This is a genomic window from Acidovorax sp. T1 (genome assembly GCF_002176815.1).
Lineage (GTDB): Bacteria > Pseudomonadota > Gammaproteobacteria > Burkholderiales > Burkholderiaceae_C > Acidovorax.
Genome location: NZ_CP021648.1, coordinates 3,450,199 through 3,470,461 on the forward strand (window position 1 = coordinate 3,450,199; position 20,263 = coordinate 3,470,461).

Consider the following 20,263-nt stretch of genomic DNA (forward strand, 5'->3'; position numbering starts at 1 on the left):
TATCTGATGGACAAAGCAGCCCTTCGGCGCGCATTGATAGAAGAACGCCTCAACCTGCCCGATCGCCTACAGCGCGCCGACCTGTTACAGCAGGTGATGCGCATCTGGCTGGTGAACCGGCCCGACACCGTGATCGGCGCCTACTGGCCCATCAAGGGCGAGTTCGACCCCCTGCCCGCCCTGCACCGCTGGAAGGAAGACGGCGAACTGCTGGACGAGCCCCTGCGCCGGAGCATCGGCCTGCCGGTGGTGAACAAGCAGCACAAAACACTCACCTTTCATGCCTGGCACCCCGGCTGCCCCATGGAAGAAGACGCCTATGGCATCCCCAAGCCCAAGGACACCGAGGTCATCGTGCCCACGCTGCTGTTTGTGCCCTGCGTGGGCTATGCCCCCGGCGGCTACCGCCTGGGCTATGGCGGCGGCTTTTACGACCGCACGCTGGCCACGCTGCAACCCAGGCCCTTCACCGTGGGCCTGGGGTACACGCACGGCTACCTGGACGACTTCGAGCCCGAAGCGTTCGACCTGCCGCTCGACGCCATCCTGAACGACAACGGCGTGGTCTGGCCGGTGTAGCCGGCGCCGCAGCACGCGGGCGCGGCGCAAGCCGGTTCAAACCCAGGTTCAATACAACCCGCCAAAACGCATGAGCATGGCCTCTTCGCGCTCTTGCTGTCGGGCCAGGGCCGCCTGTTCGCGCAACCAGCGCTTGAGTTCGGCGTCGTCGCGCACGCGCTCCAGATCCTGCTGCATGGTCTGTGCGGTGTGGGCCATCTCATGCTGCAGCTGTTGCAGATGCGCTGCCAGCACAGGCGCCTTCGTGGTGGCGGTCACCATCACGCCCAATTCATCGCTGAGCCGCATTTCCGCCTCGGCCACCTCGTACTCCAGCACCGCCACTTGCTCCTTCAAGAGCAGCGACAGCGCCGCCAGCTTTTCGTCGGCCATGCGGGCAATGTGGGCCTCGTCCACCTGCTCGGCCTGCAGTTGCAGGCGCAGCAGCGTGACCAGGTCGCCACGCTCGTTGGCGGCGTTGGCCTGGGCCATCAGCGCGCTCTTGCGCTGGCGCTCTGCGGGGTCGGTCTCGCGGTCCGGGTGCAAGGCGCTGGCCAGTTGCCGGTAAATGGCGCGCATGGCGGCCTTGGCATCCAGCGCGTGCTGCTCGGCCTTGCGCTGCTTTTCAGTGGGCGGGCGCTTGGCTTTGCGCTCGGCCTGGCGCGCTTGCTCGGCCTCCCGGTCGGCCTGCACCTGGCGCATCACGGCTTCGAGCAAGTCTTGGGGCGAATCCAGGTCGTCAACGCCATCCAGATCCAGCGGTCGCCCCAGAAACTGCTCCATTGCATTCAGCACCTGCTGCTTGGCGTCCTGAAGTTCCTGCGCCTGCTGCGCCTGGGCCTCGGGCGGAAAGTACTGCGCATGCAACGCCGTCCACTGCGCCTCGTCCATTTCCTGCTGCACGACCAGCAACAGGCTCTGCACCAGGCCGCGCACCGATTTTTGCTGGGCCGCCGACAAGCCCTTGCGCTGCAGCCGCTCGTGCAGATAAAGCAGCATCTGCGCCTGTGTCTGCGCAATGCGGCGCTCAAGCTCCGAAAGCTGCGCCAGATGCGGCCCGCGCACGCTGGCCGCCAACTGTTCGATGTCCTGCATCTGGCGGCCCAGGTTGTCCACCCGTGCCAGCAGCTTGTTAAAGCGCTGCTGTGCGGGGCTGAGTTTGCCCTGCGCGGTTTTTTTCACTTTCAGGCGCGCCACACTGTCGGTGACCGGGGCGGGCTCAGCGGCTGGCACTTCGCCAAACAGATCGAGAGAGGGGGTGGTGTTCATCGTTCGTGCAACCTTCAAGAGCCATGCGTCCGATGCCAGGGGAAAGCACCGCAACCCAGCGCAGGCGCCCCGGAAAAGGGTGGCCGATCCCGAGAAGGCTCGCGCCCACCGGGGTGTCGGCGCTAGCATGGTGGCCGTGTATTTTCCCATCACAGGTGCCCCATGCCCCAGCTCTACATCGGCAACAAGAACTATTCCTCGTGGTCCATGCGCCCCTGGGTGCTGCTGCGCCAGGCAGGTATTGCATTCGACGAAGTGCGCGTGCGCTTTGACAGCTTCGAGGCCGGCTCGGAGTTCAAGCGCACCCTCGGCGCTGTCAGCCCCACGGGCAAGGTGCCGGTGCTGGTCGATGGCGACCTGGTGGTGTGGGACACCCTGGCGATTGCCGAATACCTGGCCGAGAATTACCCCGAGAAACAGCTCTGGCCCCAGGACAAGGCGGCCCGCGCGCGCGCCCGCAGCGTCTGCGCCGAAATGCACAGCGGCTTCACCGCGCTGCGCGGCCACTGCCCCATGAACATCGAAGCAAATCTTGCCGACACCGGGGCCCTGATCTGGCGCGACCAGAGCGCCGTGCGCGCCGACGTGCAGCGCCTGGTGGACATGTGGAGCGGCCTGCTCGCGCAATACGGCGGGCCGATGCTGTTTGGCGCGTTCACCATCGCCGACGCCTTCTACGCCCCCGTGTGCATGCGCCTTGCCACCTACGGCCTGCCGGTGCCCGCGCACATCGCCGCCTATGTGGACCGCGTGCGCGAACTGCCGGGCGTGAAGGCCTGGATCGATGACGCCCTGGCCGAGCAGGATTTCCGCGCATTCGAGGAGCCTTACCGGCTCCAGCGCTGAGCCAGAAACGCCTCAGCCCGGCCGAAACTGCTTGCGCAAAAACGGCTTGTGCCGCGCAATGTGCGCCATCTGCGCGGGGGCAATGGTGCCGCCCAGGTCCACGCCATCGCCGTTGAGCACCTCGTTGGCATAGGCCAGCGCGCGCGCCACCACCTCTTCGTCGCCCACGCCCTGCTGCGCGGCCAGATCCAGCGCCACGCGCTTCATGGCGCGCTGCGACAGCATCCACATGGCGCCAAAGGCGTCCCAGGCTGCGGCGGCTTCCTTGAACTTGTCGTGCTCGGCCAGGATGCTGCTGAGCGGCTTGGCCAGGATCTCCTGCAGGTCGTCCACCCTGGATTGCAAGGCCTCGAACTGCGCCTCGCGCTGCAGGGCGGCCGCGGCGGCGTTGGCTGCGGCGTCGGGTGCGGTGGGCACGGGCACGCTGCCGTCGGGGTTGAGCTGGGCAATGGTGAGGTCAGACGATAGGGACATGGTGGGCTGGAATATACGGCCGGGGGGCCCGGCCTAAACTACGCCGATGCAAATCTACATGGTAGGCGGCGCCGTCCGCGACAAGCTACTGGGCCGCCCCGTGAATGACCACGACTGGGTGGTGGTGGGTGCCACGCCCGAGCAGATGCGGGCGCTGGGCTATCTGCCGGTGGGGCGCGACTTTCCGGTTTTTCTGCACCCCGAAACGCGCGAGGAATACGCGCTGGCGCGCACCGAGCGCAAAAGCGGGCGCGGCTACCGGGGTTTCGTGGTGCAAAGCTCACCCGATGTGACGCTGGAAGAAGACCTGGCGCGGCGCGACCTTACTATCAATGCGATAGCTACTAGCGCAGACCCATCAAGCGCTACAGGCCATTTTGACCCTTATGGCGGCGAACGCGACCTGCACGACCGCGTGCTGCGCCACGTCACCGACTCGTTTCGCGAAGACCCGGTGCGCATCCTGCGCGTGGCGCGGTTTGCCGCGCGTTTCACCGACTTCACGGTGGCGCCCGAGACGATGCAGCTCATGCGCGAGATGGTGGCGCACGGCGAGGCCGACCACCTGGTGGCCGAGCGCGTGTGGCAAGAGCTGGCGCGCGGGCTGATGGAGGAGCGCCCCTCGCGCATGTTCGAGGTGCTGCGCGCATGCGGCGCCCTCGCCGTGGTGCTGCCCGAGGTGGACCGCCTGTGGGGCGTGCCCCAGCGCGCCGAATACCACCCCGAAGCAGACACCGGCGTGCACCTGATGCGGGTGCTGGACATGGCGGCGCGGCTGCAGGCGCCACTGGCCGTGCGCTTTGCCTGCCTTACGCACGAGCTGGGTGAGAAATTGGAGGAGAAATTGGGGTCAGACTCCAATTTAAACAAATTGGAGTCTGACCCCAATTTCTCCTCTGACCCCAATTTCCCTATCGGCCACGGGCAGCGCAGCGCCAAACGGCTCCAGGCCCTGTGCGAGCGCCTGCGCGTGCCCACCGAATGCCGCGAAACCGCCGACGTGGTGGCGCGCGAGCACGGCAACATCCACCGCAGCGGCGAGCTGGGCGCAGCGGCCCTGGTGCGCCTGATCGAGCGCTGCGACGGCATTCGCAAGCCGGCGCGCTTTGACGAAATCTTGCTGGCCTGCGAGTGCGACGCGCGCGGGCGCCTGGGCTTTGAGGAAGCGCCCTACCCGCAGCGCCAGCGGCTGCGCGAAGCACTCGCCGCGGTGCAGTCGGTTGCTACCAGTGTGATAGCTGCACGCGCAGCACAGGCGGGCGTTACAGGCCAAAAAGTGGGTGAAATGATCCACGCAGCGCGGGTGCAGGCCGTGGCCGCCTGGCCAGGGCTGGCGCCCGCGCCCGGCGCCTGATCAAGCAATCAAGCAGCCTGCACCGAGCGCACCCAGCGCACGATGTCAGCCGCGCCCATGGCGCCCGAAATGCGCGACAGCTCGCGCCCGCCTTTGAACAGCACCATGGTCGGAATGCTGCGAATGTTGTAGGGCGCGGCCACCTGCGGGTTGGCCTCGGTGTCGAGCTTGGCCAGGCGCACGCCGGGCTCCAGCTCGCGCGCGGCCTGTGCAAACGCGGGGGCCATCTGGCGGCAGGGGCCGCACCAGGGGGCCCAGAAATCGACCAGCACCAGGATCTGGCTGCGCTGCACATGTTTGCCAAAGCTGGTGGCGTCCAGCGCCAGCGGCGCGCCCGTGAACAGCGGCTGGTGGCAGCTGCCGCAATCGGGCGCGCTGGCCAGCTGGGCCGGCTGGACGCGGTTGGTGGTGTGGCAGTGCGGGCAGACGATGTGCAGGGCTTCGGTCATGGCGGGCTTTCAGGGCAATGGCTTTGGACATCGGGCCGTGGGCCGCGAAATTCAAGGCGCCGAGAAGTGGCGCTTCAAAGCCATTTCACGGCCAGGCTGAGCACAAAGCTCAGCAGCACCGTGCTGGCCAGCGGAATGAACCATTCGCGCCCGAACAGCCGAAAGCGGAAATCCCCCGGCAAGCGCCCCAGCCCCATGCGCTGCAGCCAGGGCGACAGGCCGTTGATGAGCACCAGCGCCAAAAATACGACGACAAGCCAGCGGATCATGGCAAGGCCTTGTTCATGCACTCACAACCGGTGCGAGCGGTCGCCGCGCACAAAACCCAGCGCATCCCACGGTTCGCCCTTGGCCAGCGCCAGTACCTTGAACAACTCGCCCATCTCGTGCTCCATGATCAATTTGGCCGCTGTTGCCCGTTGCGCCTGCGGAAGCTGCTCCATTTTTGGAAGCAGCCCGCAGTTGATCAGAAAGTGCGCCTGCGTGGTGTAGCCCAGCACTTCCAGCCCGGCCTCCTGCGCGGCCAGCGCCATGGCGGTGAAGTTGACATGGGCGGTGATGTCTTTCAGGCCCACCGCCACCAGCGGGTCGCCGTCGGCCAGGTGGCCCTGGTGGCACATCACCGTGCCCATATGGCGCTGCGGGTGATAGTACTCACTCTCGCCAAAACCATAGTCCAGCAAGAAGATGGCACCGCGCACCAAGCGGTCGGCCAGGGTGCGGATGAAACCTTCGCCCTGGGCATGGATTTCCGTCAGATAGTCGTGCGGGCCTTCGATCTCGACGGGCGGGCGCAGCTCGGTGGGCCGGTCGGCCCAGACGAATGCGCCTTCATGCACGACCACGCCGCGTTCATGCCACACGCCACCCTCTTGGCCGCCATGGCGGGCCAGCAGTTGCACGGGCATGGCATCAAGCACCTCGTTGCCCACCACCACACCTTCGAACTGCGCGGGCAGCGCATCCACCCACTGCAGCTTGTGCGCATGCCTGGCCAGCAAGTTCTGCTGGCGCGCGCGCAGGCTGCCCGACAGGTCGACGATGGTGTAGCGCTGCACGCGGTCGCCCAGCGCATCGAGCAGTTGCAAAGCCAGGGCGCCCGAGCCGGCGCCAAACTCCCACACCTCGTGCGTGCCGGTTTGCACCAGCGCCTCGTCCACCTGCAGGGCCAGGGTCTGGCCGAACAACGGCGTGAGCTCGGGCGCGGTCACGAAGTCGCTGCCCGACTCGGGCATGGCGCCGAATTTGGTGGAATCGTTGGCGTAATAGCCCAGGCCCGGGGTGTACAGGGCGAGCGCCATGAAGCGGTCAAACCCGATCCAGCCGCCGGCTTCGGCAATGGCCTGGGCGATGTGGGTTTGGAGGGCGGTCGTTAAACTTGTGGGTTCTGTCGTCACGGCCTGCATTGTCCCCGAATGTCCACCACCCCCCGTCCGCGTACCGTCCTGGTCACCGGCGCCGCCCGGCGCCTGGGCCGCAGCATTGCGCTGGCGCTGGCGGCAGGCGGCTGGCAGGTGGCAGTGCATTACCGCTCATCGCAGCAAGACGCTATCGATACAGTAGCTGCCTGCGCACAGCTGACAAGCGCCAGCGCCCATTTTTATGCAGATTTTGACGACGAGGCGTCGGTGCGCGCCCTGCTGCCCCGGGTGATCGCCCACTTTGGCAGCGTGGATGCTGTGGTCAACAGCGCCTCGCTGTTCGAGCACGACAACGCCCAGTCGTTCGGGTTTGCCGCGCTCGAAAAGCACCTGCGCAGCAACACCGGCGCCCCCATCGTGCTGGCCCAGGCCCTGCACCAGCATCTGCAGGAGCGCGCCGCCGCCGGCGATGCCGACGCGCACGGCGCCGTGGTCAACCTGCTGGACCAGAAGCTCTGGAACCAGAACCCCGATTTTCTGAGCTACACGCTTTCCAAGGCCGCGCTCGAAGCCGCTGGCACCATGCTGGCGCTGGCGCTGGCGCCGCGCGTGCGGGTGGTGGGCGTGGCGCCCGGCCTCACGCTCACCAGCCATCTGCTGAGCGACGAAAAATTCCAGCAACTGCACGCCCTGAGCCCGCTGGGCCGCTCGTCCACCGCCGACGACGTGGCGGCCACCGTGCGCTTTGCGCTGGAGAACCGGTCGATCACCGGCACCACGCTGCTCGTCGATGGCGGCCAGCACCTGATGAAGTTCGAGCGCGACTTTTCCCTGATGTGAGCCCATGCTCACCCCCACACCATGAACCAAGCCACCGGTCTCCAGACCCTGACCCTCACCGGGCTGCGCTTTGATGCCAACCTGGGCATCCTGGCGCACGAGAAAAAAGCCCCCCAGCCGATCCAGGTCGATGCCGAGCTGAGCCTGGGCGCGCAGCCGCTGGCGCCGCACGACGACGACATCGCGCATGTGCTCGACTACCGCAAGGTGCGCCAGATCATCATCGACGAGTGCACGGCAGAGCATGTGAACCTGCTCGAAAGCCTGATCGGCAAGCTGGCGCAGCGGCTGATGCAGCTGCCCGGCGTGCTGGGCGTGCGCGTGAAAATCGCCAAGCTCGAAATTTTTGACGACTGCGAAGTGGCGATCCGCATGGAGACAGGACAGTGGTGAACGCGATGAATGCAATGGACAGCAGCGCCTGGACGGGCGAAGACACCGCAGCAGCGGCGGCCCCCGAGCGCGCACCGGCCGACTTCAAGATCGAGCGCGAGACCCACAAGCTCGAAAAGCGCCTGTGCCGCGAGGTGGGCAAGGCCATCGTGCACTACAACATGATCGAAGAGGGCGACAAGGTCATGGTCTGCATGTCGGGCGGCAAGGACAGCTATGCGCTGCTGGACATCCTGCTCAAGCTGAAACGCCGCGCGCCGATTCACTTTGATCTGATTGCCGTCAACCTCGACCAGAAGCAGCCCGGCTTCCCCGAGCATGTGCTGCCCGATTACCTCAAAACCACCGGCGTGCCGTTCCACATCGAGAACGAGGACACCTACAGCATCGTCAAGCGCCTGATTCCCGAGGGTAAGACCACCTGCAGCCTGTGCAGCCGCCTGCGACGGGGCATTCTGTACCGCGTGGCCGACGAGCTTGGCGCCACCAAGATCGCCCTGGGCCACCACCGCGACGACATTTTGCAGACGCTGCTGCTCAACATGTTCTTTGGCGGCAAGATGAAGAGCATGCCGCCGAAGCTGGTCAGCGACGACGGCCGCCATGTGGTGATCCGCCCGCTGGCCTTCGTGGCCGAAAAAGACACCGCGCGCTGGGCGCAGCACCGCAACTTCCCCATCATTCCGTGCAACCTGTGCGGCAGCCAGGAAAACCTGCAGCGCAAGCAGGTGGGCGAGATGCTGCGCGAGTGCGAGAAAAAATACCCCGGCCGCGTGGAGAACATGTTCAACGCGCTGCAAAACGTGGTGCCCAGCCACCTGCTCGATGGCGCGCTGTACGATTTCAAGGGAGCGCGCGCCACCGGCGTGGCCGACGACAACGGCGACAAGGCCTTTGACACCGAGGATTTCCCCGCGCCCTCTGCGCTGCCCGGCGTGCAGGTGGTGCGCATCGGCTGACAGCGCCGCCACCGGCGCTTTTTTTCAAGGAGCTGCCATGACTGCCATGCGATGGATCACTTGGCCCCTGCTGTGCGCGGCGCTGTGGCTGACCGGCTGCGCCAGCACCCGCCTGGTGGACAGCGATGTGCAATCGTTCTCCCAGCTCGCCGGCGCGCCCGCGCATCCCACCTACCGTTTTGAACGCCTGCCGTCGCAGCAAGCCCTGGGCGCCCAGCAGTCGGCCGCGGAAGAACAGGCCCGGCAGGCGCTGGCCAAGGTGGACCTGCGCCAGGACAGCGCGGCGCCGTTTTACCGCGTGCAGGTGCATGCCCGCACCGACCTTCAGGCCTATCCGGACTACTGGGATGGCCCCGGCTGGGGCTGGGGTGGCTGGGGCGGTGGCCGGGGTTTTCATGGCGGCCTGTCGATGCGTTTTCCGCCCCCCACGCTGTACCGGCGCGAAGTCGGCCTGGTCCTGCGCGAGGCGGCCAGCGGCACCGTGGTGTACGAGACCCGCGCCGTGCACGAGGGGGTGTGGACCGACAACCCGGCCGTGTTTGCCGCCATGTTCGACGCCGCCCTGAACGGTTTTCCCACGCCACCCACAGGGCTACGCCGCATCGTCCTCGAAATTCCGCGCTAAGGCGTGCACCCTGCCCCATGAACGCCACCCGCATCATTGCCATTCGCCACGGCGAAACCGCCTGGAACGTGGACACCCGCATCCAGGGGCATCTCGACATTCCGCTCAACGACACCGGCCTGTGGCAAGCGCGGCAGCTGGCGCGGGCCTTGGCCGACGAGCCCGTGGCCGCCATCTACACCAGCGATCTGCAGCGCGCCCGGACCACGGCCCAGGCGGTGGCGGACGCCACGGGCGCACCGCTCACGCCCGAGCCCGCTCTGCGTGAACGCAGTTTTGGCCACTTTCAGGGCCGCACCTTCGCGCAAATCGAGGCCGAGCTGCCCGAAGACGCCCTGCGCTGGCGCAAGCGCGACCCGCACTATGCGCCCGAGGGCGGCGAATCGCTGACAGCGCTGCGCACCCGCATCGACAACACCGTGCACCGCCTGGCGGCCCGCCACCCCGGCGAGCTGGTGGTGCTGGTGGCGCACGGCGGCGTGCTGGATGTGCTGTACCGCCTGGCCACCGGCCAGGAGATCCAGGCGCCGCGCACCTGGCAGCTGGCCAACGCGGCCATCAACCGGCTGCTGTGGACGCCGCAAGGCCTCAGCCTGGTGGGCTGGGCCGACACCCAGCATCTGGACAACGCCGCCCGCGATGAAACCACTGCCTGATCTGACTGATCTGCCTGGCGCGCTGCTGGCCAGCATCGGCCAACGTGTGGACCGGATCGACACGCCTTCGCTGGTGGTGGACCTGGACGCCATGGAGCGCAACATCCAGCGCATGGCCGACTTCGCCCGCAAGCACGGCGTGCGCTGGCGCCCCCACGCCAAGATGCACAAGAGCGCCGAAATCGCGCTGCTGCTGCAGCGCGCCGGAGCCACCGGCGCCTGCGTGCAGAAAGTGGCCGAGGCCGAAACACTGGCCGCTGGCGGGGTGAACGACATCTTCATCAGCAACGAGGTGGTGGCCGCACCCAAGCTGCTGCGGGTGGCGCGCCTGGCTGCGCAGCTGGCCGCACGCGGCGGGCGCCTGGCCATCGCGGTGGACAGCGCGGAAGGCATCGAGCGCCTTGCAGAGGCCATGGCCTTGGCCGGCAGCACGCACGGCATCGACGTGTTGGTGGAAATCGATGTGGGCCAGGGCCGCTGCGGCGTGCCGCCCGGCGCGCCGGCGGTGGCCCTGGCGCTGGCCGTGGCCCACCATGCGCGACTGCGCTTTGCCGGGCTGCAGGCCTACCATGGCCGCGCCCAGCACTTCGTTAGCGCGACCGAGCGGCGCGAGGCCATCGCCGCCGCCGTGCGCGCGGCCGAGCACACCCGCGCGCTGATCGTGGCGGCGGGCCTGCCCGTGCCACTGGTGACCGGATCAGGCACCGGCACGCTGGTGCACGAAGCCGCCAGCGGCGTGTATGGCGAGCTGCAGGCCGGTTCGTTCCTGTTCATGGATGCCGACTACGCCCGCAACGAGCGCGAGCCCGCCCAGCCCGCGTTCGAGCAGGCGCTGTTCGTCAAGACCCAAGTCATCTCGGTGAGCGACAGCCATGCGGTGTGTGACGCGGGCCACAAAAGCCACGCCATCGACTCGGGCCTGCCCACCGTGGCCCTGCTGCCGCCCGAGCGCGCGCTGCGCTATGCCAACGGCGGCGACGAGCATGGCGTGCTTTATGCCGACGGCCCCAAGGCCCGCCTGCCCGCGCTGGGCCTCATGCTGTGGCTGGTGCCGGGGCACTGCGACCCCACGGTGAACCTGCACGATTTCCTGATCGGCGTGCGCGGCGGGCTGGCCCTGGGCGTGGTGGAACGCATCATCAGGGTTGATGCCAGAGGCGCGCTGACCTGATTGGGGCAAGAATCGGTGGACATTTTGGTGTCATCCCATGAGCCCCAGCCAGATCATTGTTCTTGCCACCCCGGTCTTTCTCGTGCTGATCGCCATCGAGCTGGCCATCGGCATCCGGCGCCAGCGCAACACCTACCGGCTGGCCGATGCAGTCAGCAGCATCAGCCTTGGGGCTCTGAGCCAGACCAGCGCCGTGTTCACGCGGCTGCTGCGCATCGGCATCTACACCGCCTTGTTCGAGCAGGTGGCGCTGTGGCGCAACGATGCGTTCTGGACCAGCCTGCCTGGCTGGCTGCTGGCGCTGGTGTTCTACGACTTCTGCTACTACTGGCTGCACCGCATGGGGCACGAGTCGGCGGTGCTGTGGGCGGCGCATGCGGTGCACCACCAGAGCCAGGACTACAACCTGTCCACCGCGCTGCGCCAGACCAGTTCGGGCGCGCTGCTGGGCTGGGTTTTTTATGTGCCCATGGCGCTGGCGGGCGTGCCGCCGCTGGTGTTTGGCGTGGTGGCGCTCATCGACCTGCTCTACCAGTTCTGGGTGCACACCGAGCAGGTGGGCAAGCTCGGCTGGTTTGACCGCTGGTTCTGCAGCCCCAGCAACCACCGCGTGCACCATGCCGTCAACGATGCGTATCTGGACAAGAACTACGGCGGTATCCTGATCCTTTGGGACCGGATGTTCGGCACCTTCAAGGACGAAGACGCGCAGGAGAAATGTGTGTACGGCACGCGCGGCCTGCTCAACAGTTGGGACCCGCTGTGGGCCAACGCGCAGGTGTATTCCGGGCTGGCGCACGACAGCTGGCACACCCGGCGCTGGGGCGACAAGCTGCGCGTGTGGCTCAAGCCCCCGGGCTGGCGGCCGGCCGATGTGGCCGCGCGCTTTCCCAAGCCCGCCTTCAGCATGGCGCGGATGGCGCTCTACCACCCGCCGATGTCGCGCGCCGTGCAATGGTTTGCGCTGGTGCAGTTCGTGCTGCTGCTCGCGGGCGTGGCGGCCTTTTTGTGGCAGGCCGATGCGACGCCGCTGGCGCACAACGCCATCTGGTTTGCGGTGCTGCTGACGGTGCAATGGTCGCTGGGCGCGGTGATGCAGGGGCGCATTGGCATGCTGATGGCGCTGATGCTGCAAAGCGCTGCGCTGGCCACGGCCACCAGTGCGCTGGGGTTCACGCAATGGCATTGGCTGTTCAAGCCGCTGACGATGGTATTCGCTATTTTTTTGGTAGCTATCAGCGCTTACCCATCAAGCGCTAGAGGCCAATTTGGCTCTAAATCCCTGATTCTTCTTGCTGCTGCACTGGCCGGATCGCTGGCCGGGGATGTGTTCCTGATGTTCCCGGGCTTCTTCATTCCCGGCCTGGTGAGCTTTCTGGTGGCGCATCTGTTTTATGTGGCGCTGTTCAAACGTGGACAGGCGTGGTTTCCGCACCGGGGCGCACTGGCCGCTACGCTGGGCATTGGCGTGGCCATGTATGCCTTTCTGTGGGCGGGCGGCCTGCCGTCTGCGCTGCGCGTACCGGTCGCGGCCTATGTGCTGGTGATCGCGCTGATGGCGGCCCAGGCCATCGGCCGGGCGAAAATGTTGCGCGACACGCCTTCGCTGCTGGTCGCCATCGGCGCCGGGTTTTTCATGCTCAGTGACTCGCTGCTGGCCACCAACCGGTTTGTGCACCCCTTGCCCATGGCGCAGGTCTGGGTGCTGGCAACGTATTACGCAGCGCAAGCACTGATCGTGGCGGGATTACTGCGGGGTGCAGCCCTCGCAGAGCCAGCCCCCGCCGCCACCCTTACACCCCAAACAGATCTTGCCCGCTCGCCTTCGGCGGCGTAACCCCCAAGTGGCGATACGCCGCCAGTGTGGCAATGCGCCCGCGCGGCGTGCGCTGCAGGTAGCCTTGCTGGATGAGATACGGCTCGATCACGTCCTCGATGGTGCCGCTTTCCTCGCCAATGCTGGCGGCGATGTTATCGAGGCCCACAGGGCCACCGTCAAAGCGATGGATCAGGGCTTCGAGCAGCTTACGGTCCATCACGTCAAAGCCCTGCGGGTCCACGTCGAGCATGGCCAGCGCCTTGTCGGCGATGGCTTTGGTGATGCGGCCATCGCCCTTGACCTCGGCGTAGTCGCGCACGCGGCGCAGCAGCCGGTTGGCGATGCGCGGCGTGCCGCGCGAGCGCCGTGCCAGCTCGAAGCCACCCTCGTCGTCCATGGGCGTACCCAGCAGCCCCGCGCTGCGGGTGACGATGCGCGCCAGCTCTTCGGGCGTATAAAACTCCAGCCGCGCCACGATGCCAAAACGGTCGCGCAGCGGGTTGGTGAGCATGCCCGCGCGCGTGGTGGCGCCCACCAGCGTGAAGGGCTGCAGATCGAGCTTGATGCTGCGCGCCGCCGGCCCTTCGCCGATCATGATGTCGATCTGGTAGTCCTCCAGCGCGGGGTAGAGGATTTCCTCGACCACGGGCGAGAGGCGGTGGATCTCGTCGATGAACAGAACGTCGTTCTTCTCCAGGTTGGTCAGCAGCGCCGCCAGGTCCTTGGGTTTTTCGAGCACCGGGCCGCTGGTCTGGCGCAGGTTCACGCCCAGTTCGGCCGCGATGATGTGTGACAGCGTGGTCTTGCCCAGGCCGGGCGGACCAAACAGCAGCACATGGTCGAGCGCCTCGCCACGCTTCTTGGCGGCGCCGATGAAGATCTCGAGCTGCTCGCGCGCCTTGGCCTGGCCCACGTATTCCTGCAGCAGCTTGGGGCGCAGGGCGCGCTCAATGGCCTCCTCTTGGGGCGATGCCGGGACAGCAGAGATGACGCGCTTTGCGGGCGCGGGGGCGAAGTCGTCGGTTTGAATGCTCATGCCATGTGCGGCCCCTGGGGGCGATGTGCGTGCGGACTCATGGCGCCGGTTTCAGCCAGTTTTTGAGGGCAGTCTGGAAGGCCAAGTCAAAACGGCCATAGTAGTCGTAGTCGGTGGGGTTCTGGCAACTTGCGGCACCGCCCGCCAGCTGTCCGACAACGTAGCGCTTGCTGCCAATGGGCAGGAAAAGGCCTGAGCCGCTGCTACCAAACTCCGTCGTGCCAACAGTCAACCCCACGGTCAGAAAACGCGAGTCCTGCGGCGCGCTCACCAGGCAGGTGAACATGTCTGTGTTCACGGCTGTGCCAAAAGTGCAGTTGGCAAACTGCTTGACTGCGCCCTCAAAAAGCTTTTGCATGTCGCCCTGAGGATGGTGGAGGCCAGCAGTGACGGCGCCTTCGGCCACGGCGCCGAAATAGGAGCCGGCAAACACAATACCGGCCGGCGGCGCAGCGTTGAGCTGCATGAAGGATGTGTCGGTAGCCGGCTGTGCGGACAGCAAGGTGGCGCCACCACTCAACTGCTGCGTTCCAGGGTTCGGCAGGCTGCTATTGCACGCAGCCGAGCGGTAAAACCAATATGTCTCCACAGAAGATGCCGCCGTCTGCGTGGAAACGCAGTGGCTGGCGGTCAGGAAATACGGGGTGGTGCTGGACTGTGCATCGTTGAGCAGCGTGCCCGTACACAGGTAGCCCGCGCCGTTCTCCTCGAAAGTCATGAGCGCAACCGAGCGGCTTTCACTGCTGTACTCGGGCCGGCACGACACATCGATGTTGCAGGTGTCAGCATTGCCCTTCTCAGGCAGCCTGCTTTGCGCCGCAATTTTGGGTGAAACAAAAAAGTGCGACAGCGTGGGCACGGCAATGTCGAGCAGGGTCAGGTCGGCATTGGCCGGCAGCTCCACCTCCAGCGTGGTCTCAGCGCCGCCGAAATCGGGGCTCCAGTAGGTGCGCGCCGCGTCGCCGGTGTCGCCCGCCTGCAGATTGCGCGCAATGGCGCCCAGCACATCTTCGCCCGACACCTCGAACACGGCCTCATCGGCCTGCGCATAAAAGCGCAGCGTGCTGCCCGCCGGCAGCGCGCGCACCAGCAGCCCCAGGCGCACACCCAGCGCACCTTGCGCCGTGAAGCTGATGGCGGCCCGCTGCGTGCCCCGCTCTGTGGCGGACCACTGCAACTGCGCCCGCAGGCCCGACGAAGTGGCCGTGGCAGGCACATCCCGGGACAGGCCGATTTGCTGGCGCATGCCGTTGCCCGGGGTGAGCGCTGCCTTTTTTTGCTGCGATTGCAGCGCCGGCGCCGCCAGCGGCCCCAGTTGCACCGGCGTGGCCTTTGGTGCACGGCCGGCGGCACGCGGCAACGAGGGGGTTGCCTTGAGTGCCTTGCCCAAGCTCGGGTCAAACGGTTCGATCCGGTCGGCCGCGGATGTGTCTGGCGCGGGCGAGCCGCCACCGCCACCACCGCCGCAGGCGATCACAAACAACGCCGCACCGGCGACGCACACCCACTGCATGGATTGTCGAAACTTCATGGCAACTTCGTCCTGGATTCGTTTGCTTGGGGGCTATTTCGCCAGCGCCTTGAGCGCCAGCTTGATGCCGTCACTCACGCCCACATCCGGCGGCAAGGCCTTGAGCGCTGCCGCCGCTTCCTTGTCGTTGTAACCGAGTGCCAGCAGCGCCTGCAAAATGTCCACCTGGGCATCGCTGGTCACCTGTGCGTGCGCGCCCATGTCGGCGCCCAGCTTGCCCTTGAGCTCCAGCAGCAGGCGCTCGGCGGTCTTCTTGCCGATGCCCGGCACCTTGACCAGGCGGCCCGCCTCCTGCAGCGTGATGGCCTGTGCCAGATCAGCCACCCCCATGCCACTCAGGATGGACAGCGCCGTGCGCGGCCCCACGCCCGATATCTTGATGAGCTCGCGAAACGCTTGGCGCTCGGGCGCGGTGGCAAAGCCATACAGCAGCTGCGCATCCTCGCGCACGATGAACTGTGTGAGCAGGCTCACGCGCTCGCCCACGGCGGGCAGGTTGTAGAAGGTGCTCATGGGCACATGCACCTCGTAGCCCACGCCGTGGCAGTCCAGCAGCACCTCGGGTGGGTTCTTCTCCAGCAGGGTGCCGGTCAATTTGCCTATCATGGATGTCCTTTGCCGGCGAACGCACCAATTGCAGCGCCGTCTTTTTGCCGTGTTTTCCGTTGCCTGACTGGAATTATCCGCGTGATCCTGCGCCACACCTTCACCCCCCACAACAACACCCGGCTCACGCACCTGTGCGGCCCGGCCGACGTGCACCTGCGCACCATCGAGGTGGCCCTGCAAGTGGGCATTGCGCACCGGCACGAGCAGTTCAAGGTCGATGGCCCCAAGGCCAAGGCCACGCAGGCCATGGAGTTGCTGCAGGCCCTGTACGAGATGGCCGAGCGCCCCATCACCGAAGACTATCTGCAGCTCATGCTGGCGGGCGACAGCTCTCTGGTGGAAGCGCCCGAAGGGGCCATCGTGCTCAACACCCGCCGGGCCGACCTGCGCGGGCGCACGCCCACGCAGAACCTGTACCTCGAAAACATCGCCACGCACGACATCACCTTCGGCATCGGCCCTGCCGGCACGGGCAAGACCTATCTGGCCGTGGCCTGCGCCGTGGATGCGCTGGAGCGCAGCGCCGTGCAGCGCATCGTGCTGACGCGCCCCGCGGTGGAGGCGGGCGAGCGCCTGGGCTTTCTGCCGGGCGACCTGGCGCAGAAGGTGGACCCGTATCTGCGCCCGCTGTACGACGCGCTGTATGAGCTGATGGGCTACGACAAGGTGCAAAAGGCGTTCGAGCGCAACGCCATCGAAATCGCCCCGCTGGCCTTCATGCGCGGGCGCACGCTGAACAACGCCTTCGTCATCCTCGATGAAGCGCAGAACACCACGCCCGAGCAGATGAAAATGTTTTTGACGCGCATCGGCTTTGGCGCCAAAGCGGTGGTGACGGGCGACGTGAGCCAGATCGACCTGCCCAAGGGCGCGATGAGCGGCTTGATCGACGCCGAGCGCGTCTTGAAGCGCGTGAAAGGCATCGCCGTGACGCGCTTCACCAGTGCCGACGTGGTGCGCCATCCGCTGGTGGCGCGCATCGTGGACGCCTATGACGCGCCACGCCGCGCGCCGGCCCCGCGTGGCCGCACCACCTGAACGCTCCCTTTTTAATAGCTATCAGCGCTTACCACATAAGCGCCAGAGGCATAAATGACCTTGAATCAACTCTCCCTGTCGCTGCAGTTTGGCCGTTTTGACGGCGCTGCCACCCACCGCGCCGTGCTGCCGCGCCACAAGGTCACGCGCTGGATTCGCCACGCCCTGGCAACCGATGCCGAGATCACCGTGCGCATCGTCGGTGCCGACGAGGGCCAGCAGCTGAACCGCGACTATCGCCAGAAAGACTACGCCACCAACGTGCTCACCTTCGACTACACCCAAGAGCCGGTGGTAACCGCCGACCTGGTGCTCTGCGCCCCTGTGGTGGAGCGCGAAGCGCGCGAGCAGAACAAAAGTCTGGAAGAACACTACGCCCACCTGCTGGTGCACGGCACGCTGCACGCCCAGGGCTGGGACCACGAGACCAGCGCCGCCGACGCCGACGAGATGGAGGCCTACGAAACCGCCATCCTGCAGGCGCTGGGGTTTGCCGACCCTTACGCCAAGTGAAGGCGGCTTCTCAGCGCATCCGCTGATGGGGCCCCACCGGGACCGCACCAGCGGCGGCACCAGCGGCGGCATTACTCCTTGCGCTCTATCAACCGGTTGATGCGCAGCGCCGCCAAGGTGCACACCACCCCCGACAGCAAGTACAGCGATACAGCCCCCAGGCCAAACCGGGCCGAGAGCCCCAAAGCCACCAGGGGCGCAAACCCGGCCCCCAGCAGCCACGCCAGGTCGGCCGACAGCGCCGCCCCGGTGTAACGGTATCGGGGCGAGAAATTGGCGGTCACGGTGCCCGATGCCTGCCCATACGACAGCCCCAGCAGCACAAACCCCACCAGCAAAAACACGTTGTTGCCCACAGAGCCTGCGCCCAGCAGCCAGGGCGCCGCGAAGCTGAACAGCCCGATCAACACCGCCATGGACCCGAGCAGGTTGCGCCGCCCCACCCGGTCGGCCAGCCACCCGGACAACACGATGGCAGCGGCGGCCAGGAAAGCCCCGACAATCTGCACGCCCAACACTTCGGTGATGGACTGCTCGGAATACATGGCAATCCACGACAAGGGGAACACCGTGGCCAGGTGGAACAGCGCAAAGCTGGCCAGGGCGGCAAAGGCACCCAGCAGCACATTGCCGCCTTCGTGGCGCACCACCTGGGTCGCGCTCACCGGCTGCAATTCAAGCTGCTGCAGCAATTCGGCATACGACTGCCCCACCACCAGGCGCAACCGGGCAAACAGGGCCACCACGTTGATGGCAAAGGCCACGAAGAAGGGGAAGCGCCAACCCCAGTCAAGAAACTCCGCCACGCTCAGGCTGCTATACAAATAGGCAAACAGGCTGGCCGCCAGAATGAAGCCCACCGGGGCGCCCAGCTGCCCGATCATGGCAAACCAGCCGCGCCGCGCCGGGGGGGCGCTCATGGCCAGCAGCGACGGCAGGCCATCCCAGGTGCCGCCCAGCGCCAGCCCCTGACCGATGCGCAAGATGACCAACGCGGTGATGGCCTTGCTCCCCACCGAGGCATAGCTGGGCAAAAAAGCCATGCCTGCGGTGCAGGCGCCCAGCAAAAACAACGCCAGCGTCAGCTTGGTGCCGCGCCCCCAGCGCCGCTGCACCGCCATGGAAATCGCCGTGCCCACCGGCCGGGCGACAAAAGCCAGTGCAAAGATGGCAAAAGCCATCAAGGTGCCGTCCAGCCGCGACAGGAACGGGAACAGCAGCGAGGGAAAAACCAGCACGCAGGCAATGCCGAAGACAAAAAAGTCAAAGTATTCGGAGGACCGCCCAATGATCACCCCCACCGCGATCTCGCCGGGTGTCACATCCTCATCGGTATGGGCGCGCGCCAGAGACATCGAACTCTCAAAACTGGGCACGGGCAGTGCGGCAGCACTTTGATTAACCATAAAGACTCCTCAAGCAACGGATGCGACGGCTCTTTTTTACACCCGAAAACCGCCCCGCCGCTGCGTTTTTGCAGGCGGGGCGCACAGGAAAACCCTGATAGCCACCCCCAAAGCGGGCAAATTTCCGGGAGCAGACAGCCAAAAATCCACCCAGACAAACACAAAACCACCGGGTCGCCATTGATCTTGGACAAAATGTCCAATCGACAATTTCACTGGCTGTACTACATTCCGAAACCTCAGTCATTCGCGTTTACACCTAAGCGCCTTTTGGTCGCACCCCTAGCATGCTCAACAACAAGGAACTCCGCAGGCCCACCTGGCTTGCAGCGATCGCCATGACCGCCGGCTTGGCCGGCTGCAGCAAGGCGGTCGTTCTCAACCCGGCCGGCGATATTGCCGCCCAACAGGGCCAGATGGTCATCACCGCCACGCTGCTGATGCTCCTCATCATCGTGCCGGTGATTGCGCTCACCCTGTGGTTTGCCTGGAAATACCGCCAGTCCAACGCAGCCAACACCGAGTCCGACTACGACCCCGAGTGGCACCACTCCACCACGCTGGAGCTGGTGATCTGGACCGTGCCGCTGCTCATCATCATTGCCCTGGGGGCACTGACCTGGATCGGCACGCACAAGCTCGACCCCTACCGCCCACTGGACCGCATCGACGCCCAGCGGCCGCTGGCGGCCAATGTCAAGCCGCTGGAAGTGCAAGTGGTGGCCATGGACTGGAAATGGCTGTTCTTCTACCCAGAGCAGGGCATTGCCACGGTGAACGAGCTGGCTGCACCGGTGGACCGCCCCATCCTGTTCAAGCTGACCGCGACATCAACCATGAACGCGTTCTACGTGCCCGACCTGGCCGGCATGATCTACGCCATGCCCGGCATGCAGACCGAGCTGAACGCCGTGATCAACCAGCCCGGCGTGTACAAGGGCATGTCGTCGCACTACAGCGGCGCGGGCTTTTCGGGCATGACGTTCAAGTTCCACGGCCTGAGCGATGGCGACTTTGCCCAGTGGGTGCAAAAGGCCAAGACCGAAGGCAAGCCCCTGGACAAGAGCACCTACCTGAACCTGGTCAAGCCCAGCGAGCGCGACCCCGTGCAGCGCTTTGCCACGGTGGAAGAAGGCCTGTACGACAAGGTGCTCAACCGCTGCGTGGAAGACGGAAAGATGTGCATGCACCACATGATGGCCATTGACGCCCAGGGTGGCGACGCCTACATGCGCGCCGCGGGCCTGAACCTGCCCCAGGACGTCTGCACCGTGCAAAACGCCGCACAGGTGGTAGCAGCACTTGAAACCCGCAACGCACCGGCATCCACATCCGGCGCCAGCATCCGCCAATAAG

The 20,263-nt window shown here is 66.0% G+C and carries 22 protein-coding genes; 13 read left to right on the plus strand and 9 right to left on the minus strand.

The annotated features are described in order from the left end of the window. Positions 1 to 6 precede the first annotated feature (6 nt). On the plus strand, positions 7 to 579 hold the full coding sequence (locus CCX87_RS16055) for a 5-formyltetrahydrofolate cyclo-ligase (RefSeq protein ID WP_087747702.1): 573 nt from the start codon (positions 7 to 9) through the stop codon (positions 577 to 579). 48 nt (positions 580 to 627) lie between these two features. Here CCX87_RS16055 and CCX87_RS16060 read toward each other — a convergent pair whose 3' ends face one another. Then, entirely contained in the window at positions 628 to 1,827 is a 1,200-nt protein-coding gene (locus tag CCX87_RS16060; protein WP_087747703.1) for a hypothetical protein, read from the minus strand. Positions 1,828 to 1,989: 162 nt separating this feature from the next. On the opposite strand from CCX87_RS16060, the gene CCX87_RS16065 reads away from it, so the two are divergent. Continuing rightward, a complete protein-coding gene (locus tag CCX87_RS16065) occupies positions 1,990 to 2,673 on the plus strand; it encodes a glutathione S-transferase family protein (protein ID WP_087747704.1) in 684 nt (227 codons plus the stop codon). Positions 2,674 to 2,685: 12 nt separating this feature from the next. On the opposite strand, the gene CCX87_RS16070 is transcribed toward CCX87_RS16065, so the two are convergent. Continuing rightward, a complete protein-coding gene (locus tag CCX87_RS16070) occupies positions 2,686 to 3,147 on the minus strand; it encodes a hypothetical protein (RefSeq protein ID WP_087747705.1) in 462 nt (153 codons plus the stop codon). A gap of 46 nt (positions 3,148 to 3,193) precedes the next feature. Here CCX87_RS16070 and CCX87_RS16075 point away from each other — a divergent pair, with 46 nt between their 5' ends. Beyond that, a complete protein-coding gene (locus CCX87_RS16075; protein WP_087747706.1) occupies positions 3,194 to 4,501 on the plus strand; it encodes a multifunctional CCA addition/repair protein in 1,308 nt (435 codons plus the stop codon). An 8-nt stretch (positions 4,502 to 4,509) separates the two neighbouring features. On the opposite strand, the gene trxC is transcribed toward CCX87_RS16075, so the two are convergent. The 3 genes from trxC to CCX87_RS16090 form a co-directional block, all read right to left on the minus strand. Beyond that, positions 4,510 to 4,950, minus strand: coding sequence for a thioredoxin TrxC (trxC, locus tag CCX87_RS16080; protein ID WP_087747707.1), 441 nt, complete (start codon positions 4,948 to 4,950; stop codon positions 4,510 to 4,512). A 74-nt stretch (positions 4,951 to 5,024) separates the two neighbouring features. After that, positions 5,025 to 5,219, minus strand: a complete 195-nt coding sequence (locus tag CCX87_RS16085; RefSeq protein WP_087748420.1) for a DUF2905 domain-containing protein — start codon at positions 5,217 to 5,219, stop codon at positions 5,025 to 5,027. 21 nt (positions 5,220 to 5,240) lie between these two features. Then, on the minus strand, positions 5,241 to 6,356 hold the full coding sequence (locus CCX87_RS16090) for a class I SAM-dependent methyltransferase (protein WP_087747708.1): 1,116 nt from the start codon (positions 6,354 to 6,356) through the stop codon (positions 5,241 to 5,243). Between the two features lie 9 nt (positions 6,357 to 6,365). On the opposite strand from CCX87_RS16090, the gene CCX87_RS16095 reads away from it, so the two are divergent. Genes CCX87_RS16095 through CCX87_RS16125 form a run of 7 tightly spaced genes read left to right on the plus strand, consistent with a single transcriptional unit; the run spans position 6,366 to position 12,792 of the window. Continuing rightward, a complete protein-coding gene (locus CCX87_RS16095; protein WP_087747709.1) occupies positions 6,366 to 7,151 on the plus strand; it encodes an SDR family oxidoreductase in 786 nt (261 codons plus the stop codon). A gap of 21 nt (positions 7,152 to 7,172) precedes the next feature. Further along, positions 7,173 to 7,544 (plus strand): dihydroneopterin aldolase, encoded by a 372-nt coding sequence (locus CCX87_RS16100; protein ID WP_087747710.1) that lies wholly within the window; start codon positions 7,173 to 7,175, stop codon positions 7,542 to 7,544. 14 nt (positions 7,545 to 7,558) lie between these two features. After that, positions 7,559 to 8,503, plus strand: a complete 945-nt coding sequence (ttcA, locus tag CCX87_RS16105) for a tRNA 2-thiocytidine(32) synthetase TtcA (RefSeq protein ID WP_198314806.1) — start codon at positions 7,559 to 7,561, stop codon at positions 8,501 to 8,503. A 37-nt stretch (positions 8,504 to 8,540) separates the two neighbouring features. Continuing rightward, the gene (locus tag CCX87_RS16110; protein ID WP_087747711.1) at positions 8,541 to 9,128 is read left to right on the plus strand and encodes a DUF4136 domain-containing protein; all 588 of its coding nucleotides are present in this window, start codon (positions 8,541 to 8,543) and stop codon (positions 9,126 to 9,128) included. Between the two features lie 17 nt (positions 9,129 to 9,145). Further along, positions 9,146 to 9,784, plus strand: a complete 639-nt coding sequence (locus CCX87_RS16115) for a histidine phosphatase family protein (protein WP_086926488.1) — start codon at positions 9,146 to 9,148, stop codon at positions 9,782 to 9,784. Continuing rightward, on the plus strand, positions 9,768 to 10,955 hold the full coding sequence (locus CCX87_RS16120) for a DSD1 family PLP-dependent enzyme (protein WP_087747712.1): 1,188 nt from the start codon (positions 9,768 to 9,770) through the stop codon (positions 10,953 to 10,955). The genes CCX87_RS16115 and CCX87_RS16120 overlap by 17 nt, the downstream gene beginning before the upstream one ends. A gap of 37 nt (positions 10,956 to 10,992) precedes the next feature. Beyond that, positions 10,993 to 12,792, plus strand: a complete 1,800-nt coding sequence (locus CCX87_RS16125) for a lysoplasmalogenase family protein (protein ID WP_087747713.1) — start codon at positions 10,993 to 10,995, stop codon at positions 12,790 to 12,792. On the opposite strand, the gene ruvB is transcribed toward CCX87_RS16125, so the two are convergent. From ruvB to ruvA, 3 genes are read right to left on the minus strand one after another with little or no spacing between them, the layout of a single operon-like run. Further along, complete coding sequence (gene ruvB, locus CCX87_RS16130) at positions 12,749 to 13,810, minus strand: Holliday junction branch migration DNA helicase RuvB (protein ID WP_087747714.1); 1,062 nt, start codon at positions 13,808 to 13,810, stop codon at positions 12,749 to 12,751. The genes CCX87_RS16125 and ruvB overlap by 44 nt on opposite strands. Positions 13,811 to 13,847: 37 nt before the next feature. Beyond that, complete coding sequence (locus tag CCX87_RS16135; protein WP_087747715.1) at positions 13,848 to 15,341, minus strand: trypsin-like serine peptidase; 1,494 nt, start codon at positions 15,339 to 15,341, stop codon at positions 13,848 to 13,850. 33 nt (positions 15,342 to 15,374) lie between these two features. Continuing rightward, the gene (gene ruvA / locus CCX87_RS16140; protein ID WP_087747716.1) at positions 15,375 to 15,947 is read right to left on the minus strand and encodes a Holliday junction branch migration protein RuvA; all 573 of its coding nucleotides are present in this window, start codon (positions 15,945 to 15,947) and stop codon (positions 15,375 to 15,377) included. Between the two features lie 81 nt (positions 15,948 to 16,028). On the opposite strand from ruvA, the gene CCX87_RS16145 reads away from it, so the two are divergent. After that, the gene (locus CCX87_RS16145) at positions 16,029 to 16,988 is read left to right on the plus strand and encodes a PhoH family protein (RefSeq protein ID WP_087747717.1); all 960 of its coding nucleotides are present in this window, start codon (positions 16,029 to 16,031) and stop codon (positions 16,986 to 16,988) included. Positions 16,989 to 17,042: 54 nt separating this feature from the next. After that, positions 17,043 to 17,501 (plus strand): rRNA maturation RNase YbeY, encoded by a 459-nt coding sequence (ybeY, locus tag CCX87_RS16150; protein WP_087747718.1) that lies wholly within the window; start codon positions 17,043 to 17,045, stop codon positions 17,499 to 17,501. A 71-nt stretch (positions 17,502 to 17,572) separates the two neighbouring features. Here ybeY and CCX87_RS16155 read toward each other — a convergent pair whose 3' ends face one another. Further along, a complete protein-coding gene (locus CCX87_RS16155) occupies positions 17,573 to 18,907 on the minus strand; it encodes an MFS transporter (protein ID WP_087747719.1) in 1,335 nt (444 codons plus the stop codon). Positions 18,908 to 19,194: 287 nt separating this feature from the next. On the opposite strand from CCX87_RS16155, the gene cyoA reads away from it, so the two are divergent. Next, positions 19,195 to 20,262, plus strand: a complete 1,068-nt coding sequence (gene cyoA / locus CCX87_RS16160) for a ubiquinol oxidase subunit II (protein ID WP_087747720.1) — start codon at positions 19,195 to 19,197, stop codon at positions 20,260 to 20,262. Position 20,263: the final 1 nt, after the last annotated feature.

Excerpts from the sequence above, each read along its gene's own strand:
- CCX87_RS16055 (WP_087747702.1), top strand. The coding sequence starts at position 7 with ATGGACAAAGCAGCCCTTCGGCGCGCATTGATAGAAGAACGCCTCAAC.
- CCX87_RS16060 (WP_087747703.1), bottom strand. The coding sequence starts at position 1,827 with ATGAACACCACCCCCTCTCTCGATCTGTTTGGCGAAGTGCCAGCCGCT.
- CCX87_RS16065 (WP_087747704.1), top strand. The coding sequence starts at position 1,990 with ATGCCCCAGCTCTACATCGGCAACAAGAACTATTCCTCGTGGTCCATG.
- CCX87_RS16070 (WP_087747705.1), bottom strand. The coding sequence starts at position 3,147 with ATGTCCCTATCGTCTGACCTCACCATTGCCCAGCTCAACCCCGACGGC.
- CCX87_RS16075 (WP_087747706.1), top strand. The coding sequence starts at position 3,194 with ATGCAAATCTACATGGTAGGCGGCGCCGTCCGCGACAAGCTACTGGGC.
- trxC (WP_087747707.1), bottom strand. The coding sequence starts at position 4,950 with ATGACCGAAGCCCTGCACATCGTCTGCCCGCACTGCCACACCACCAAC.
- CCX87_RS16085 (WP_087748420.1), bottom strand. The coding sequence starts at position 5,219 with ATGATCCGCTGGCTTGTCGTCGTATTTTTGGCGCTGGTGCTCATCAAC.
- CCX87_RS16090 (WP_087747708.1), bottom strand. The coding sequence starts at position 6,356 with ATGCAGGCCGTGACGACAGAACCCACAAGTTTAACGACCGCCCTCCAA.
- CCX87_RS16095 (WP_087747709.1), top strand. The coding sequence starts at position 6,366 with ATGTCCACCACCCCCCGTCCGCGTACCGTCCTGGTCACCGGCGCCGCC.
- CCX87_RS16100 (WP_087747710.1), top strand. The coding sequence starts at position 7,173 with ATGAACCAAGCCACCGGTCTCCAGACCCTGACCCTCACCGGGCTGCGC.
- ttcA (WP_198314806.1), top strand. The coding sequence starts at position 7,559 with ATGGACAGCAGCGCCTGGACGGGCGAAGACACCGCAGCAGCGGCGGCC.
- CCX87_RS16110 (WP_087747711.1), top strand. The coding sequence starts at position 8,541 with ATGACTGCCATGCGATGGATCACTTGGCCCCTGCTGTGCGCGGCGCTG.
- CCX87_RS16115 (WP_086926488.1), top strand. The coding sequence starts at position 9,146 with ATGAACGCCACCCGCATCATTGCCATTCGCCACGGCGAAACCGCCTGG.
- CCX87_RS16120 (WP_087747712.1), top strand. The coding sequence starts at position 9,768 with ATGAAACCACTGCCTGATCTGACTGATCTGCCTGGCGCGCTGCTGGCC.
- CCX87_RS16125 (WP_087747713.1), top strand. The coding sequence starts at position 10,993 with ATGAGCCCCAGCCAGATCATTGTTCTTGCCACCCCGGTCTTTCTCGTG.
- ruvB (WP_087747714.1), bottom strand. The coding sequence starts at position 13,810 with ATGAGCATTCAAACCGACGACTTCGCCCCCGCGCCCGCAAAGCGCGTC.
- CCX87_RS16135 (WP_087747715.1), bottom strand. The coding sequence starts at position 15,341 with ATGAAGTTTCGACAATCCATGCAGTGGGTGTGCGTCGCCGGTGCGGCG.
- ruvA (WP_087747716.1), bottom strand. The coding sequence starts at position 15,947 with ATGATAGGCAAATTGACCGGCACCCTGCTGGAGAAGAACCCACCCGAG.
- ybeY (WP_087747718.1), top strand. The coding sequence starts at position 17,043 with ATGACCTTGAATCAACTCTCCCTGTCGCTGCAGTTTGGCCGTTTTGAC.
- CCX87_RS16155 (WP_087747719.1), bottom strand. The coding sequence starts at position 18,907 with ATGGTTAATCAAAGTGCTGCCGCACTGCCCGTGCCCAGTTTTGAGAGT.
- cyoA (WP_087747720.1), top strand. The coding sequence starts at position 19,195 with ATGCTCAACAACAAGGAACTCCGCAGGCCCACCTGGCTTGCAGCGATC.